At 70.4% G+C, this 14,314-nt stretch carries 14 protein-coding genes and 1 pseudogene; 6 read left to right on the top strand and 9 right to left on the bottom strand.

Annotated features, from left to right (window positions below; genetic code table 11):
* Nucleotides 1–282: 282 nt before the first annotated feature.
* On the bottom strand, nt 283–612 hold the full coding sequence (locus ACESL7_RS05565) for a DUF2190 family protein (RefSeq protein ID WP_372892273.1): 330 nt from the start codon (nt 610–612) through the stop codon (nt 283–285).
* A 175-nt stretch (nt 613–787) separates the two neighbouring features.
* Here ACESL7_RS05565 and ACESL7_RS05560 point away from each other — a divergent pair, with 175 nt between their 5' ends.
* The 4 genes and pseudogenes from ACESL7_RS05560 to ACESL7_RS05545 all read left to right on the top strand — a co-directional run bounded on the left by ACESL7_RS05560 (nt 788) and on the right by ACESL7_RS05545 (nt 3,011).
* On the top strand, nt 788–1,081 hold the full coding sequence (locus tag ACESL7_RS05560) for a hypothetical protein (RefSeq protein WP_372892271.1): 294 nt from the start codon (nt 788–790) through the stop codon (nt 1,079–1,081).
* Between the two features lie 152 nt (nt 1,082–1,233).
* Nucleotides 1,234–2,274, top strand: coding sequence for a DUF21 domain-containing protein (locus ACESL7_RS05555; protein WP_372892270.1), 1,041 nt, complete (start codon nt 1,234–1,236; stop codon nt 2,272–2,274).
* Between the two features lie 194 nt (nt 2,275–2,468).
* A pseudogene (locus ACESL7_RS05550) lies at nt 2,469–2,782 on the top strand (transposase); the annotation flags it as partial.
* A 124-nt stretch (nt 2,783–2,906) separates the two neighbouring features.
* A complete protein-coding gene (locus tag ACESL7_RS05545) occupies nt 2,907–3,011 on the top strand; it encodes a sulfurtransferase TusA family protein (protein ID WP_372892268.1) in 105 nt (34 codons plus the stop codon).
* 50 nt (nt 3,012–3,061) lie between these two features.
* On the opposite strand, the gene ACESL7_RS05540 is transcribed toward ACESL7_RS05545, so the two are convergent.
* The 7 genes from ACESL7_RS05540 to purC form a co-directional block, all read right to left on the bottom strand.
* Nucleotides 3,062–5,776: a ribonuclease E/G gene (locus ACESL7_RS05540; RefSeq protein WP_372892266.1), complete on the bottom strand. Its 2,715-nt coding sequence runs from the start codon at nt 5,774–5,776 to the stop codon at nt 3,062–3,064.
* A 400-nt stretch (nt 5,777–6,176) separates the two neighbouring features.
* Nucleotides 6,177–7,511: a sigma-54-dependent transcriptional regulator gene (locus ACESL7_RS05535; protein ID WP_372892264.1), complete on the bottom strand. Its 1,335-nt coding sequence runs from the start codon at nt 7,509–7,511 to the stop codon at nt 6,177–6,179.
* Nucleotides 7,512–7,517: 6 nt separating this feature from the next.
* A complete protein-coding gene (locus tag ACESL7_RS05530) occupies nt 7,518–9,275 on the bottom strand; it encodes a sensor histidine kinase (RefSeq protein ID WP_372892262.1) in 1,758 nt (585 codons plus the stop codon).
* Nucleotides 9,276–9,311: 36 nt separating this feature from the next.
* Complete coding sequence (gene purQ, locus ACESL7_RS05525) at nt 9,312–9,980, bottom strand: phosphoribosylformylglycinamidine synthase subunit PurQ (protein WP_372892260.1); 669 nt, start codon at nt 9,978–9,980, stop codon at nt 9,312–9,314.
* A gap of 11 nt (nt 9,981–9,991) precedes the next feature.
* A complete protein-coding gene (locus tag ACESL7_RS05520) occupies nt 9,992–11,035 on the bottom strand; it encodes an alcohol dehydrogenase catalytic domain-containing protein (RefSeq protein WP_372892259.1) in 1,044 nt (347 codons plus the stop codon).
* On the bottom strand, nt 11,035–11,265 hold the full coding sequence (gene purS / locus ACESL7_RS05515) for a phosphoribosylformylglycinamidine synthase subunit PurS (RefSeq protein WP_372892257.1): 231 nt from the start codon (nt 11,263–11,265) through the stop codon (nt 11,035–11,037). Before purS ends, ACESL7_RS05520 begins: the two co-directional genes overlap by 1 nt.
* Before the next feature lie 66 nt (nt 11,266–11,331).
* Nucleotides 11,332–12,093, bottom strand: a complete 762-nt coding sequence (gene purC / locus ACESL7_RS05510) for a phosphoribosylaminoimidazolesuccinocarboxamide synthase (protein ID WP_372892255.1) — start codon at nt 12,091–12,093, stop codon at nt 11,332–11,334.
* Between the two features lie 208 nt (nt 12,094–12,301).
* On the opposite strand from purC, the gene ACESL7_RS05505 reads away from it, so the two are divergent.
* Nucleotides 12,302–12,616, top strand: a complete 315-nt coding sequence (locus ACESL7_RS05505; protein WP_372892253.1) for a DUF1476 domain-containing protein — start codon at nt 12,302–12,304, stop codon at nt 12,614–12,616.
* Between the two features lie 70 nt (nt 12,617–12,686).
* Nucleotides 12,687–13,700 (top strand): betaine--homocysteine S-methyltransferase, encoded by a 1,014-nt coding sequence (gene bmt / locus ACESL7_RS05500; RefSeq protein ID WP_372892252.1) that lies wholly within the window; start codon nt 12,687–12,689, stop codon nt 13,698–13,700.
* Between the two features lie 98 nt (nt 13,701–13,798).
* Here the strand turns inward: bmt and ACESL7_RS05495 are convergent.
* The coding region (locus ACESL7_RS05495; RefSeq protein ID WP_372892251.1) for a radical SAM protein at nt 13,799–14,314 on the bottom strand (516 nt) is incomplete at its 5' end.

Raw genomic sequence — 14,314 nt, 5'->3', positions numbered from 1 at the left:
CGGGAGGCACGCCGGGAGGAGCCTGGGAGGTCTGCGGGAGGCACGCGGCACGCGCACCGCCAGAGGCAGAGGTAGGGGAGGGTACGGAGCGGCCAAAACGTCGTTGGGTGTCATCGGCCTTATGGCCTGATTTACTTAAGGTTGATTAGCGCCCGCGCGGGGCGGCAAGAGGGCGGACACAGAAAAGCGGCGACTCCGAGGCGCCGCAGCAGGGGAGGCAGCGATGCCGGGGACAGAGAATACCCCGCGCGCGCCGTCCCCGAGGACGCGGCGGGGAACCGCTCAGCGGCCGAGGAGCACCAGCCTTTCGTCCGACGGGTTGGCGGCGGGCGCGAAGGCGTGGCCGATCTGCGCGTTCGCGCCGCTCGCGTCGCCCGTCGTCACGCGCCCGGCGCTTTCGTCTTGGTAGAGCGCCACGCTCTGTGTCCAGGCCTCGGCCGAAGGGTTCGGCAGGCCGACGTGAGGAGGCGGAGCAAGAGGAAGCTCCGCCGCTCGGCGTACCTGTCCCTCGGCCTCGCCTGCGTGACCGCCTCCGCGGTGACGGTCGTCGAGCTCTCGCCGCCGCTGCTTGACGCGAGGGCGTCCAGGCGCAGCCTGGCGAGGCCGATGCACTGGCGCCTGGCGATCAAGCCATCCCGCTGCAGCGGGGCGATGATCCTGCTCGGCCCGGGCTACACGGTCTCGCACGGCGCGTTGCAGCTTCTGCCTCACGCCCGCACCGCAATGGCTGCGGGCGGCGAGGACGGCGTGCGGACCTGGCCCATTCCTTGGTCAACGGGAGCACAAGGTGTCGCTGGAGATGATCGAGCGGCCCTCGCCGGGGTCGACACGGTGCATGACACTGGCGGCCGACAAGGGATACGATGCGGCCCCGTTCTTTGCCGAGTCGAGGCGGACGGGCGCGCTGGGCGCCGAAGCCGACGCCTTTGTCGTGAAACCCGCCAAGGAGAGATTTTCCGACGGCCGGTACCGGGACGTGTGGCACGGATATGGCCTGGAGCGCAGCATGCAGGCCGTGATCGGTGGGCTCGACATGCGCCGCCCGACCGCAGCCCGATACGTCGTGGCCAGCCCCCGTTAGAATGGGTGGACGACATGGCAGGGCGGGCGCCCGACAGGACCCCGCGGATTTCGCGAGACCAACCGGTTGATGGGGTCGTGGCGTCCTTTTCAGACTGCCGCCGGGACGATCGTCGTGGACCTCCGGTTCACGCGGATTTCAAGGGAGACCTCATGAACGACGCACTGATCTGGTTGGGAATCGCTTTCTGCATCTCGCAATCGGCCCTGTTCTCCGGGTCGAACATCGCCGTCTTCAGCCTCAGCCGCCTCCGGCTCGAGGCGGCGGCAGCAGCAGGCGACAAGAGCGCCTCCAGCGCCCTCGCGCTCAGGCGCGATGCGAATTTCACGCTCGTCACGATCCTCATCGGCAATGTCGCCATCAACGTCGCGTTGACCATGCTGGCGGATTCAGTGATGGCGGGGGTGCTTGCCTTTCTCTTTTCCACCGTCGTCATCACCGCACTGGGTGAGATCGGGCCGCAGGCCTATTTCTCCCGCAACGCACTGCGGGCTGTCGCGATCTTCGCGCCGGTCCTGCGGGTCTACCGCATCCTGCTCTGGCCGCTCGCAAAGCCCACGGCCCGTCTTCTGGACGCATGGGTCGGCACCGAAACCGTGCCCTGGTTCCGGGAACGCGAGCTGCACAACATCCTTCGCTACCACGCCGTGAACAGCGGCAGCGAGGTGGGGCGGGTGGAAGCGATCGGGGCGATCAACTTCCTCGCGCTCGACGACCTCGTCGTGCAGGATCAGGGCAACCCGCTCGATCCCGACAGCATCGTGCAACTCCCCTTCGAAGAGGGGCGCGCGGTCTTTCCGGCACTCGAGCGCGCGCAGGACGATCCCTTCGTCCGTCAGCTGGCCGCGTCGCGCAGGAAGTGGATCGTTCTTGCGGATGACGACGCGCAGCCGCGTCTGCTCTTGAACGCGAATGCGTTCCTGCGGGACTTTCTGATCCTCGGGAGCGATGTGGCGCCGGACGACTACTGCCATCGCCCGGCCGTCGTGACGAGGCCGACGGAAACCCTCGACATGGCCCTCGGCCTGCTCGCAACGCTGCGCGCCAAGGACGCCGGCCATGACGAGACGGTCATCTTGCTCTGGTCGCCGGGGGCGAAGCGGATGATCACCGGGTCGGATGTCCTCAGATGCCTGCTGAGTGGCATGGGAAAGCACGAGAAGGTGGCAGTGATGGATGCGCCCAGTCCCTGAGCCAATGGCACTGCGGGACGAACTTCGGGTTGCGACAAGACGCACGCGGCATGTCTGCCGGTCGTGTCTCGGCGTTGGTGAAAATCTGCAGGCGGCGTCATCTTCGGGTGCACATCCACCCACCCAACCGGCGGCGTCAACCGCCAGGGAGGTGCGGGCATTCCTGCCCCCGGTCCGAAGGGATGCCCGAACCCATGAACCGGATGACCGAGACTGCGAGCTTTGCGTTACTGGCCGGTGAGGCCGGGTTCGACCCGATCGAGGAGTGGCTGCGGACGAATGCCCGCACGATCATCGAAGCCTTGTTGGCTGAGGAACTTGCCGGCTTTCTGGTCGCCTTCGCTACGACCGGGGCGCTGGCCCCGTGAAAGGGTATCGGCCCGGGCACCCTGCGCGGCAGTTCACCGGCGCCCTCGGGACGGAAACGGTGCGGGTGCCGCGCGCCGCGAACGGTTTTCATTCTCGACAACCTCGGCACCATCGCAGCCAGCGCGCCGCCGAGGCGCTTCGCACACGAGGCCGCTGGTTTCCATACCTTCCGCCCTACAGCCCCGACTTGAACCCGGTCGAGATGGCCTTTGCCGAGCTGAAGGCGCATCTGCGCGCGGGTCGCGCTGCTCGCCGACGATCCGATGGCGGCGATCGACGTGCCTCACTTCTGCGCCGAGGCCGGCCACCGGCTCAAGGCCACGGAGGATCGCGCGGACCATACCCGCTTCACCGTTCGCAAGGCCTGATCCGCCCGCTCCCGCGCCCCGGCGGACGCCATCGCGGGCGGGGGCAACGGTCAGCGCGGGCCGAGCATCCACCAGCCCCGCTTCCTCGGCTTGCGCGCCTCCTCGGCACCGTCGCCCGCGCCGACCGGCTCGGGCTCCTGTCCGGCGGGGGTCGGCTTCGACGCAGCCTCGCCTCCGGAGGCCGGGCGCTCTGCCGGCGGCGGCGCGTCCGGCCCGGCGGGGGCCGGCGGTTCCGGCACCTCGGCCGAAGGCGCCGGCGCGGTCTCCGCCGCGGTGGGTGCCGCCTCGGGCTCCGGGGTAGGCGCAGGCTCCGTGGCCGGGGCGGAAGGTTCCGGGATCGGGGCGTCCGGCGCCGCTTCAGCTTCAGCGGTGGGCTCCGACGCGGCGGCATCCGCGGCGGCGGGCGCTTCCGGTGCGGCCTCGGCAGGGGTCGAACTGCGCGCGCGGCTGGGGCGCCTGCGCCGCGTGCGCGTTTTCGGGGCAGGGGTCTCCCCGGTATCGGCGCCCGGCGCCGCGCCGTCCTGCGGGGCGTCGGCGTCACCGGCCGCCGCGGTCGGAGTCTCCTCGGGCGCGGTGGCTTCGAGCGGCTCGCCGGCCTCGGCCGGGCTCTGCGCGCCGGCGGCTTCGGAAAGGCTCTCTTCCTGTCCGGGCTGCGCCTGCGCGGGCTTCTTGCGGCGCCTCCGGCGCCGCTTCTTCCTGGTCTTCGACGGCTCGTCTTCTTCAGCGGTTCCGGCCGGCGCGGGGGCGGCCTGAGGTGCCTCGGGCTCCTCCGGCGTCTCCGGTTCCTCCGGCACGACGCCGGTCGTGGCGAGCGAGACGACGGGCACAACCGCCTCGGGCACGCTGCGCGTCGCCTGTTTCAACTTCTCGACGCTGTAATCGGGGCTGACCAGCATCGGGTCGCCCTCGATGCGCACGGAAAGACCGTAGCGCGCCTCGATCACCGCGATGTGCTCGCGCTTCTGGTTCATCAGGTAGTTGGCGATGGCGACGGGCGCCTTCACGAGGACCTCGCGCGAGCGGCCGCGCACGCCTTCCTCCTCGATCTCGCGCAGGATGGCGAGGGCGAGGTTGTCGTCCGAGCGGATCAGACCCGTGCCGTGGCAGGCCGGGCAGGGCTGCGTCGTCGCCTCGATCATGCCGGGGCGCAGGCGCTGGCGGCTCATCTCCAGAAGGCCGAAGCCCGAGATGCGGCCGACCTGGATGCGCGCGCGGTCGGTCTTGAGCTTGTCCTTGAGCTTCTTCTCGACGGCGGCGTTGTTCTTGCGCTCGTCCATGTCGATGAAGTCGATCACGATCAGCCCCGCGAGGTCGCGCAGCCTGAGTTGGCGCGCGATCTCCTCGGCGGCTTCGAGATTGGTCCGGAGCGCCGTGTCCTCGATCGAGCCTTCCTTGGTGGCCTTGCCGGAGTTCACGTCGATGGCCACCAGCGCCTCGGTCACGCCGATCACGATGTAGCCGCCGGACTTGAGCTGCACCGTCGGGTTGAACATCGAGCCGAGGTAGCTTTCCACCTGGTAGCGCGCGAAGAGCGGAAGCGCATCCTGGTAGTGCTTCACGTTCTTGGCGTGGGACGGCATGATCATCTTCATGAAGTCCTTGGCGTTGCGGTAGCCCGCCTCGCCCTCGACCAGGACCTCGTCGATCTCGCGGTTGTAGAGGTCGCGGATCGACCGCTTGATGAGGTCGCCCTCCTCGTAGATCTTCGCCGGCGCGATCGACTGCAGCGTGAGTTCGCGGATCTGCTCCCAGAGGCGCTGCAGGTACTCGTAGTCGCGCTTGATCTCGGCGCGGGTGCGCTTGGCGCCCGCGGTGCGGATGATCAGCCCGGCGCCGCGCGGCACGTCGAGCTCGCCCGCGATCTCCTTGAGCTTCTTGCGGTCGGCGACGTTGGTGATCTTGCGCGAGATGCCGCCGCCGCGGGCGGTGTTGGGCATCAGCACGCAGTAGCGCCCGGCCAGCGAGAGATAGGTGGTCAGCGCGGCGCCCTTGTTGCCGCGTTCCTCCTTGACGACCTGCACCAGCAGGATCTGCCGGACCTTGATCACTTCCTGGATCTTGTAGCGGCGCGGCCGCGGCTTGCGCGGCGGGCGGATGTCCTCCTGATCGTCGATCTCGGAGACCGCCTCGATCGACTCGTCGCGCTCGGCGGCATGATCGGCGGCGACGAAGGGCTGCTCCTCGTCCTCGCCGTTGGGCTGCGCGCCGTTGCCGCCCGTCTCGCCCGTGTCGGCCTCGCCCGTGTCCTCGGGCGCGGCGACCGGGGTCTCGCCCACGCGTTCCATGGGCGATGTGCCCTCTTCGGAGCCGTCGCCGGGGTCGATCGTCTCCATCCCCTCGATGGCGTCGGATGCCGGGTCGGCCCTCGTCTCGGCATCGCCGCTTTTCGCCCGTGCGGGCCTGGCGCGGCTGCGCGTGCGGCTCTTCCTCGGCTTTTTCTCCTCGTCCGGCTCGTCGCGCGCGTTCTGCTCCTCGGCGTAGGCGCGCTCTTCCTCCATCAGCGCCTCGCGGTCGGCGACGGGGATCTGGTAGTAGTCCGGATGGATTTCCGAGAAGGCGAGGAAGCCGTGGCGGTTGCCGCCGTAATCCACGAAGGCGGCCTGCAGCGAGGGTTCGACCCGCGTGACCTTGGCTAGGTAGATGTTGCCGGCGAGCTGGCGCTTGTTGACCGACTCGAAATCGAATTCCTCGACCTTGTTTCCGTCCACCACCACGACGCGGGTCTCCTCCGCGTGGGTGGCGTCGATAAGCATCTTCTTTGGCATGTCTTCCGTTCGCACGGCGGCCCGGCGCGCGCGCCGTCTGGGCGCAGGGCGGGGCGGCCGTGTCTTGTCTGTGCGATGGGTGCGACGCGGCAGGGCGGGAACATTCCCGGCGATCCGTCCGTGCGATCGGGTCGTCTGCGCGTCATCGCGGTTCCACTTCGACATCCCCGGGGGGACATCCGTTCGGGCCCTCCGCGGCTGCGGTCCGGGCGATCGTGCCGGCGCGTGCGCCGGATCGGTCTGTTCCGGATCGTCGGGCCGGATCGCCCCTGAGCGTCGGAAACAGAGAAACTTTCTGCGGCGGTCGCGGCGCTTGGGCGCGACGCCTCCCGACACAATAAGGCGAGGGTCGCGCGGAATACAATGGCAAAATGCGCGCAGACCCGGGCGCGGCCCCCGGTTACAGGTAATCCGCGCGCTGCAGGCCGTATTTCGCCATCTTCTCGTTCAGCGTGCGGCGCGGCAGCGAAAGCTCCTCCATCACCGCCGAGACGGAGCCCTTGTGCCGGCGCATGGCGTTGTCGATGAGCATCCGTTCGAAGGCCTCGACGTATTCCTTGAGCGGCTTGCCCTCGGTGGTCATCACCGGGCGCATCTCGTCGTGATCGTTCATCAGCAGCGAGGCGATCGAGCCCTGGCCGCGCCGCGCCTGCAACACCGCGCGCTCGGCGAGGTTGATGAGCTGACGCACGTTGCCGGGCCACGGCGCCTGCAGGAGCTGTGCGGCCTCCTGCGCGCTGACCTGCGGCGTCTCGCAGCCGTATTCGTCGGCGAACTGCTCGGTCAGGCGGGTGAAGAGGGTCAGCACGTCCTCGCCGCGGGCGCGCAGCGGCGGCACGACGATACGATGCGCGGCGAGGCGGTAATAGAGGTCCGGGCGCAGCACCGTCTCGCAGGTCTCGCCTTCGTCCTGGAGGTTCGAGATGGCCACGACGCGCGTCTCTGGCGGCGTGCCCTCCTCGTCGAGCATCGACAGCAGCCGGGCCTGAACCGCGTCGGGCAGCGTCTCGATATCCTCGAGCACGAGCGTGCCGCCGCGCGCCTCCTCGACGGCGGGCAGCTGTCCCTCGCCCGTGTCCGATGGGCCGAAGAGGCGGCGCCTGAGCGCCTCGTCCTCCAGCGCGCCGCAGGAGACGAGCACGAAACGCCGCCCCGCGCGGCTGCCCACGGCATGCAGCGCGTGCGCCACCAGCGTCTTGCCGGTGCCGGTTTCACCCTCGATCAGCACGTGGCCGTCCGCCTGTCCGAGGTCGAGGATATCCTCGCGCAGACGCTCCATCGCCGCGCTGGCGCCGATCAGCTTCTGCATGATGTGCCCGCCCTCGGCGAGGTCGCGGCGCAGCGCCCGGGTGTCGAGCGTGAGCCGCCGCGCGGCCGAGGCGCGCTTGGCCAGCTCCGTCATGCGCTCGGGGTCGAAAGGCTTTTCGAGGAAGTCGAAGGCGCCCATGCGCATCGCCTCCACCGCCATCGGCACGTCGCCGTGGCCGGTGATCATGATGACAGGCAGCGCGCTGTCGAGGCCCATCAGCTTCTTGAGGAACTGCATTCCGTCGATGCCGGGCATCTTGATGTCGGTGATCACGATGCCGGGATAGTCCGGGCCGAGCGCCTTCAGCGCCGTCTCGGCGCCCTCGAAGGCTTCCGTGTCGAAGCCGGAGAGGGCGAGCCACTGACTGATCGACTCGCGCATGTCGCGTTCGTCGTCGACGATGGCGATCTTCGTGGCCTTGGCCATGGCGCTTCACTCCGCTGCTCTTGTTTCTTCGTTCAGGACCGGAAGCTGCATCTCGAAGACGGCGCCGCCGCCCTCGGCGTTCCGCGCGGTGAGCCGTCCGCCGAGGTCGGCGACGATCCCGGAGGAAATCGCAAGCCCGAGGCCCACCCCGTCACCCGGTGCCTTCGTGGTATAGAACGGCTCGAAGAGCGCGGTCAGGTCCTCGATTCCGTCGCCGTTGTCGCGCACGGTCAGCACCGCCGTCTCGCCGCGGGCGAGCAGGATGTCGACCTCCGGATCGGGGGCGCTCTTGACCGCGTCGAACGCGTTCCGGATCAGGTTGACGATCACCTGCTCGATGCGCACGCGGTCGCCCATCACCATCACCGGCGCCTCGGGCAGGACGCGGTTGATCCGGACCCGGCCCTGCCGCAGTTGCGGCTCCATCATCGAGAGCGCCGAGGTCAGCGCCTCCGCGAGGTCCACCGGCGCGAGCGCGTCGGCGCCCTTGCCCGCGTAGGCTTTCAGCTGGCGGGTGATCGCGCCCATGCGCTCGATCAGCCCGTCGATTCGGTGAAAGGCGGTCAGCGCCTCCTCCGGGCGGTTGCGCCGCAGAAGAAGCCGCGCGCCCGCGAGGTAGGTCTTCATCGCCGCGAGCGGCTGGTTGAGCTCGTGGCTGACGGCGGCCGACATCTCTCCCAGCACGGCGAGCTTGGAGCTCTGCTCGAGGCTCTGCTCGGCGACGGCGAGGGATTTCTGCATCCGCTCGCGTTCGGCGATTTCGCGTTGCAGCCGGGCGTTCAGGTCGCGCAGCTCGGCGGATTCCCGCTGAAAAAGCGCCATGCGCAGCGCCGTCTTGCGGCTGAGCAGGTAGAAGCCCCCCGCGAGCAGGATGGCGAAGGCCATGATCTCCAGCGCGAGCACCGCGTTCACCTGGTCGCGCACGCTGGCGTAGGTGGTGAAGCTCGCCATGCGCCAGCCCCGGAAGGGGATGCGCGTCTCCATCCGCATCACCGCCTGCCCCTCGAGGTAGGCGTCGGCCGGAATCGTGGCCCAGTCGACGGCCTCCTGAACGGCGCGCTGGATCGCGGTGAGCGGCGGCTCGCGCTCCAGCGCCTCGGCCTCCGTCAGCCCGCGCCAGCGCGGCTCCGTCGAGAGCACGATGGTCCCCTGGCTGTCTGTGACCATCACCGCGTCCGAGATGCCGGACCACGTGCGTTCGAACTTGGCGAGGTTGACCTCCACGAGGATCGCGCCCAGCGTCCGTGACTGCCCCTCCACGCGCCGCGAATAGGTGAAGCGGTAGCCGCCTTCCTCCCGCGGGAGCGTGGTGAAGACGGTGCCCGATGTGCGCAGCGCCTCGACGAAGTAGGGCTCCGAGCGATGCGTGGAGCCCAGCCGCTCCCGGTCCGTGGCCGCCACGGCGCGCCCTTCCTTGTCGAGCAGCATCAGCGAGGCGGCGCCGATCTCGTCGACGAAGCTCATCAGGCGCTGGGTCGATTGCGTGAAATCGCCGGAGTTGAGCGCGCCGATCAGCGCAGGATCCCGCGCGAGGAGCTGCGGCACGATCGCGTTGCGCCGCAGTTCCGAGACGAGGTTGCCGGAGTAGAGCGCGAGGCGGACCTCCGCACGGTTGCGCGTCGTCTCGGTGAACCGCTCCGAGAGAAAGGCGTTCGTGACCCAGACGACGCCGACGGCGACCGCGACGATCGCGGCGAGGGCAAGGCGCCCGCGCCAGGTCAGCGGCCCGCCGCGCCGCTTTGTCGAACTGCCGTCCTCCCGCATGGTCGAAGGATACGGCCCTGCGGGCGCACGAACAAGTCAGGCATCGGCGAGCGCCCCCACCAGCGCACGGAAGAGCGCTTGCCCGTCGGTGCCGCCATGCGCGGCGTCCACCGCCCGTTCCGGGTGTGGCATCAGCCCGAGGATGCGCCGGTTCTCCGAAAGCACGCCGGCGATGTCGCGCGCCGATCCGTTCGGGGTCTCGGCGTAGGCGAAGGCCACCCGGTCCTCCCCTTCCAGCCGGTCGAGGTCGTCCTCCGAGGCGGCGTAGTTGCCGTCGTGGTGCGCGACGGGCAGGGCGATGTCCTGCCCCTGCGCATAGCCGCGCGTGAAGTCGCTGTCGGCGCTTCGCACGATCAGGCGCTCGGTGCGGCAGAGAAAGGTGATCCCGGCGTTGCGCATCAACGCGCCGGGCAGAAGCCGCATCTCGGTCAGCACCTGGAAGCCGTTGCAGATTCCGAGCGCGTAGCCCCCGCGTTCGGCATGACGCGCGACGGCGCCGCAGATCGGCGACTGCGCGGCGATCGCGCCGCAGCGCAGGTAGTCGCCGTAGGAAAAGCCCCCCGGCAGCGCGACGAGATCGGTGCCCTCGGGCAGCACGGTGTCCTTGTGCCAGACCATCTCCACCTGCGCGCCTGCCGCGCGGAGCGCCACGGCGAGATCGCGGTCGCAGTTGGAGCCGGGAAAGACGAGAACGGCGGCGCGCATGAAGCCCTCCTTCAGGCGGTGAAATCGGTGACGACGGCGACCCCCGGCGGGGCGGGGCGGTCGAAGGCGGCGAGTTCCCCGGTGACCTCCGAGAGCGCGACACGCCGGGTCACCAGGGGCGAAAGGTCCACCCGGCCGTCCGCGATCAGATCGAGAAGCGGCGGATAGCGCCAGGCGGGCATGCCGCGCGTGCCGTAGATGGCAAGCTGCCCGGAATAGACCACGTCCCACGGCAGCGTCATCGTGGCGTGATCCCCCGCCGGCATCCCCACCTGCACCATGCGGCCGAGCTTGCGCAGCGATTTCAGCGCCGTGGCCGTCGTCTCCGCGGTGCCCAGCGCCTCCAGCGCGACATGCGCGCCGCCCGAGGTGATCTCCTGCACCGCCTCCGGCGCGTCCCTCCGCCCCGCGTCGACCACCGCATCGGCGCCGAGGCGCTGCGCGAAGTCGAGCTTCTCCTGCACCACGTCCACGACCACGACGCGCGCGCCGAGCGCGCGGGCGAGCAGAAGCGCCGCGATGCCCACGCCGCCGCCGCCGATCACGGCGAGCCATTCGCCGGGCGCGAGCGCCGCGCGCCCGGTCAGCGCCTGCCATGCGGTGGTGACGCGGCAGCCGAGCGCCGCGGCGAGATCCGGCGCCACGCCCCCGGGCAGCGCGGCGAGGTTTGCGTCGGCATGATCCACCGCCACGTATTCGGCGAAGGCCCCCGGCGCGGTGAAGCCCGGAAGCACCTGGTGCGCGCAGGTCGTCTGATGCCCCGCGGCGCAGTCCGGGCAGGCGCCGCAGGCAAGGATGAAGGGCGCGATCACCCGGTCGCCCGCCCGCCAGCGCGTCACGCCGGCGCCGGTCGCCACCACCTCGCCGCAGAACTCGTGCCCGGGGATATGGGGCAGGGCGACATCCGGGTCCGCGCCCGTCCAGACGTGCCAGTCCGACCGGCAGATCCCGCAGGCCAGCACGCGCAGCACCACGCCGCCCGCCGGCGGTGCCGGATCGGGCGCCGCGACGAGCTCCAGCGGCGCGCGCCAGGCGGAAAGCCGCGCGGCGCGCATCAGCCCATCTCGATCTCGTAGCGCTCGATCACGGTGTTGGCGAGCAGCGCCTCGCACATGCCCTCCACCTCCTCGCGCGTCGTGCCCTCGGCGAGGTCGAGCTCGATCAGCTTGCCCTGCCGCACGCCGGCGACACCGCCGAAGCCGAGCGCGCCGAGCGCGTGGCGCACCGCCTCTCCCTGGGGGTCGAGCACCCCGTCCTTCAGCATCACCGTGACCCGTGCCTTCATCGCGCGCCCCGTTCCTTCAATGGTCCAGACATACCCGACGGGCCCCCGCCGCTCCGCCCCGCCGGCTCAGTTGATGAGATGCGGTTTCGTCCCGACGGAGGCGTTCTTCGGCATGACCCCGAGGCGCCGTGCGACCTCGGTGTAGGCGTCGGAGAGATTGCCCAGGTCGCGCCGGAACACGTCCTTGTCCAGCCGCTGGCCCGTCTGGATGTCCCAGAGACGGCAGGAATCGGGGCTGATCTCGTCGGCCACGATCAGGCGCTGGAAATCGCCCTCGTAGTGACGCCCGATCTCGATCTTGAAGTCGACGAGCCGGATGCCGACCGCCACCATCACGCCCGAGAGGAAATCGTTCACGCGGAGCGCGAGGCTCAGCATGTCGTCGAGATCCTGCTGGCTCGCCCAGCCGAAGGCGGCGATATGCTCCTCGGTCACCAGCGGATCGCCAAGCGCGTCGTCCTTGTAATGGTATTCGACGATCGGGCGCGGCAGGGGCGTGCCCTCTTCCATGCCGAGCCGCTTGGCCATCGAGCCTGCGGCGACGTTGCGCACCACCACCTCGAGCGGGATGATCTCGCAGGCGCGCACGAGCTGTTCGCGCATGTTGAGCCGGCGGATGAAATGCGTCGGAACGCCGATGCCGTTGAGCCCGGTCATGAAGAACTCGGACAGGCGATTGTTGAGAACGCCCTTGCCGTCGATGACGTCGTGCTTCTCGGCGTTGTAGGCGGTGGCGTCGTCCTTGAAATACTGAACGAGGGTGCCGGGCTCGGGCCCTTCGTAGAGAATCTTCGCCTTGCCCTCGTAGATCTTGTTGCGCCGCGCCATCGGGACTCCATCAAAACGCGCCGGGGTCGGGCCCCGGCGGCAATGGCGTGGACATAGGGCATGGCGCCCCCCGCCGCAAGCGCGGCGCCGCGCGGCCCTTGCGGCGCGCGGCGCGGACGGGCATATCTTGTCGCGACGCGCGGCGCGGGCCGCGCAGGCATTCCGAACGCGCGGCGCGGGCCGCGCAGGCATTCCGAGGACACGACCGATGAGCACCTTCGACGACCGTGAGCACGCCTTCGAGGCGAAGTTCGCCCATGACGCCGAGATGCAGTTCAAGGCCGAGGCCCGCCGCAACAAGCTCCTGGGCCTCTGGGCGGCCGAGAAGCTGGGCAAGACCGGCGAGGCGGCCGAGGCCTACGCCCGCGAGGTGGTCAAGGCCGACTTCGAGGAGGCGGGCCACGAGGACGTGGTGCGCAAGGTGGCCGGCGACCTCGGAAACCTCGCCACGCCCGAGGAGATCCGCGCGAAGATGGCCGACCTGCTCGCCGTCGCCAAGGGCCAGCTGCTCGAAGAGCGCTGAGCGCGACGCAACCGGTCCCCTGTCCCGATCCGGCAGCCGTGACAGGCCGCCGCCCCGCGTGGAGTCCCCGATGACCGATCGTCTGACCCGGCTGCTCGAAACGCGCGACTGGCTCCTCGCCGACGGGGCGACGGGCACCACGCTCTTCGAGATGGGGCTCTCGTCCGGCGATGCGCCGGAGCTCTGGAACGTCGATCATCCCGACCGCATCCGCCGCCTCTATCAGGGCGCTGTCGACGCGGGCAGCGACCTCTTCCTCACCAACTCCTTCGGGGGCAACGCCTCGCGGCTCAAGCTCCACGCCGCGCAGGACCGCGTGCGCGAGCTCAACCGCGCCGCCGCCGGGATCGGGCGCGAGGTGGCCGACGCCGCCGGCCGCCCGGTGGTCGTCGCGGGCTCCGTCGGGCCCACGGGCGACATCATGGAGCCGGTCGGCAGCCTCGGCCACGCGGAGGCCGTGGAGATGTTCCACGAGCAGGCGGAGGGGCTGAAGGAGGGTGGCGCCGACGTCCTCTGGCTCGAGACGATCGCGGCGCCGGAGGAATACCGCGCCGCCGCGGAGGCCTTCGCGCGTGCAGGGATGCCGTGGTGCGGCACCATGAGCTTCGACACCGCCGGGCGCACCATGATGGGGGTGACCGCGCCCGGCATGATCGAGCTGGTCGAAAGCCTGCCCAATCCGCCGATCGCCTTCGGCGCCAACTGCGGCACCGGGGCGGCGGACCTCTTGCGCACCGTGCTCGGTTTCGCCGAGGCCGGCGCGACGCGCCCCGTGATCGCCAAGGGCAACGCCGGCATCCCGAAGTTCGTGGACGGCCACATCCACTACGACGGCACGCCCGCGCTGATGGCCGATTACGCCGTGCTCGCCCGCGACGCCGGCGCGCGGATCATCGGCGGCTGCTGCGGGACGGAGCCCGCGCACCTCGCGCGGATGCGCGAGACGCTGGAGACGCGGCCGCAGGGGCCGCGCCCGACGCTCGATCGGATCGTGCAGGCGCTCGGGCAATTCTCCTCCGCCTCCGACGGCACCGGTCCGCAGGACGCGCAGCCCCAGCGCCGCCGGCGCCGTCGCCGCGACTGACCCGCGGCGCGCGGGCGCGCCGCCCGTGGCGTGCGTCCGCTGCGGATGCAGTGTCGCGGTTTTCATGGCGTTCGGCGCGTGTCGGACCCGGCGAGGGCCTACAGGAGCCGCATCTGGTCCGGTCCGGCGGTGAGCGGCGCGAAACGGTCCGTGCGCAGCGGCGGCAGGTGTTCGGCGAGCCCTGCCCGCCGCGCCGCCTTCGCGAAGCGCTGTCCGATGAGCTCGGCGTGCACGCCCTCGCCGCGCATCCGCCGGCCCCAGTCGGCGCGGTAGTCCTGCCCGCCGTGCATCTCGCGCAGGCGGGCCATGACGCGGCCGGCGCGGTCGGGCCGGTGCTCTGCCAGCCATTCCTGCCAGAGGCCCGAGACCTCGCGCGGCAGGCGCAGCATCACCCAGCTCGCCGCCACCGCGCCGGCCCCGGCGGCGGCCTCGAGAATCGCCTCGATCTCGTGGTCGGTGAGCCCCGGCACCACCGGCGAGACCATGACACGCACCTGCACCCCCGCCTCCGCGAGCTTGCGCATTGTGGCGAGGCGGCGGGCCGGGGAGGGCGCGCGCGGCTCCATCCGCCGCGCGAGATCGGCGTCGAGCGTCGTGAGCGACAGTCCGACGCG

This window comes from Rhodosalinus sp., assembly GCF_041685465.1.
Lineage (GTDB): Bacteria > Pseudomonadota > Alphaproteobacteria > Rhodobacterales > Rhodobacteraceae > Rhodosalinus.
Note: the sequence above shows the minus strand (reverse complement) of the source record. Positions and strands in the feature narration are given on the sequence as shown.

Coding starts and splice junctions, on each gene's coding strand:
- bmt (WP_372892252.1), top strand. CDS start 12,687: ATGACCGATCGTCTGACCCGGCTGCTCGAAACGCGCGACTGGCTCCTC.
- ACESL7_RS05540 (WP_372892266.1), bottom strand. CDS start 5,776: ATGCCAAAGAAGATGCTTATCGACGCCACCCACGCGGAGGAGACCCGC.
- ACESL7_RS05520 (WP_372892259.1), bottom strand. CDS start 11,035: ATGCGCGCCGCGCGGCTTTCCGCCTGGCGCGCGCCGCTGGAGCTCGTC.
- ACESL7_RS05505 (WP_372892253.1), top strand. CDS start 12,302: ATGAGCACCTTCGACGACCGTGAGCACGCCTTCGAGGCGAAGTTCGCC.
- ACESL7_RS05535 (WP_372892264.1), bottom strand. CDS start 7,511: ATGGCCAAGGCCACGAAGATCGCCATCGTCGACGACGAACGCGACATG.
- purC (WP_372892255.1), bottom strand. CDS start 12,093: ATGGCGCGGCGCAACAAGATCTACGAGGGCAAGGCGAAGATTCTCTAC.
- purQ (WP_372892260.1), bottom strand. CDS start 9,980: ATGCGCGCCGCCGTTCTCGTCTTTCCCGGCTCCAACTGCGACCGCGAT.
- ACESL7_RS05530 (WP_372892262.1), bottom strand. CDS start 9,275: ATGCGGGAGGACGGCAGTTCGACAAAGCGGCGCGGCGGGCCGCTGACC.
- ACESL7_RS05545 (WP_372892268.1), top strand. CDS start 2,907: ATGGCGGCGATCGACGTGCCTCACTTCTGCGCCGAGGCCGGCCACCGG.
- purS (WP_372892257.1), bottom strand. CDS start 11,265: ATGAAGGCACGGGTCACGGTGATGCTGAAGGACGGGGTGCTCGACCCC.
- ACESL7_RS05555 (WP_372892270.1), top strand. CDS start 1,234: ATGAACGACGCACTGATCTGGTTGGGAATCGCTTTCTGCATCTCGCAA.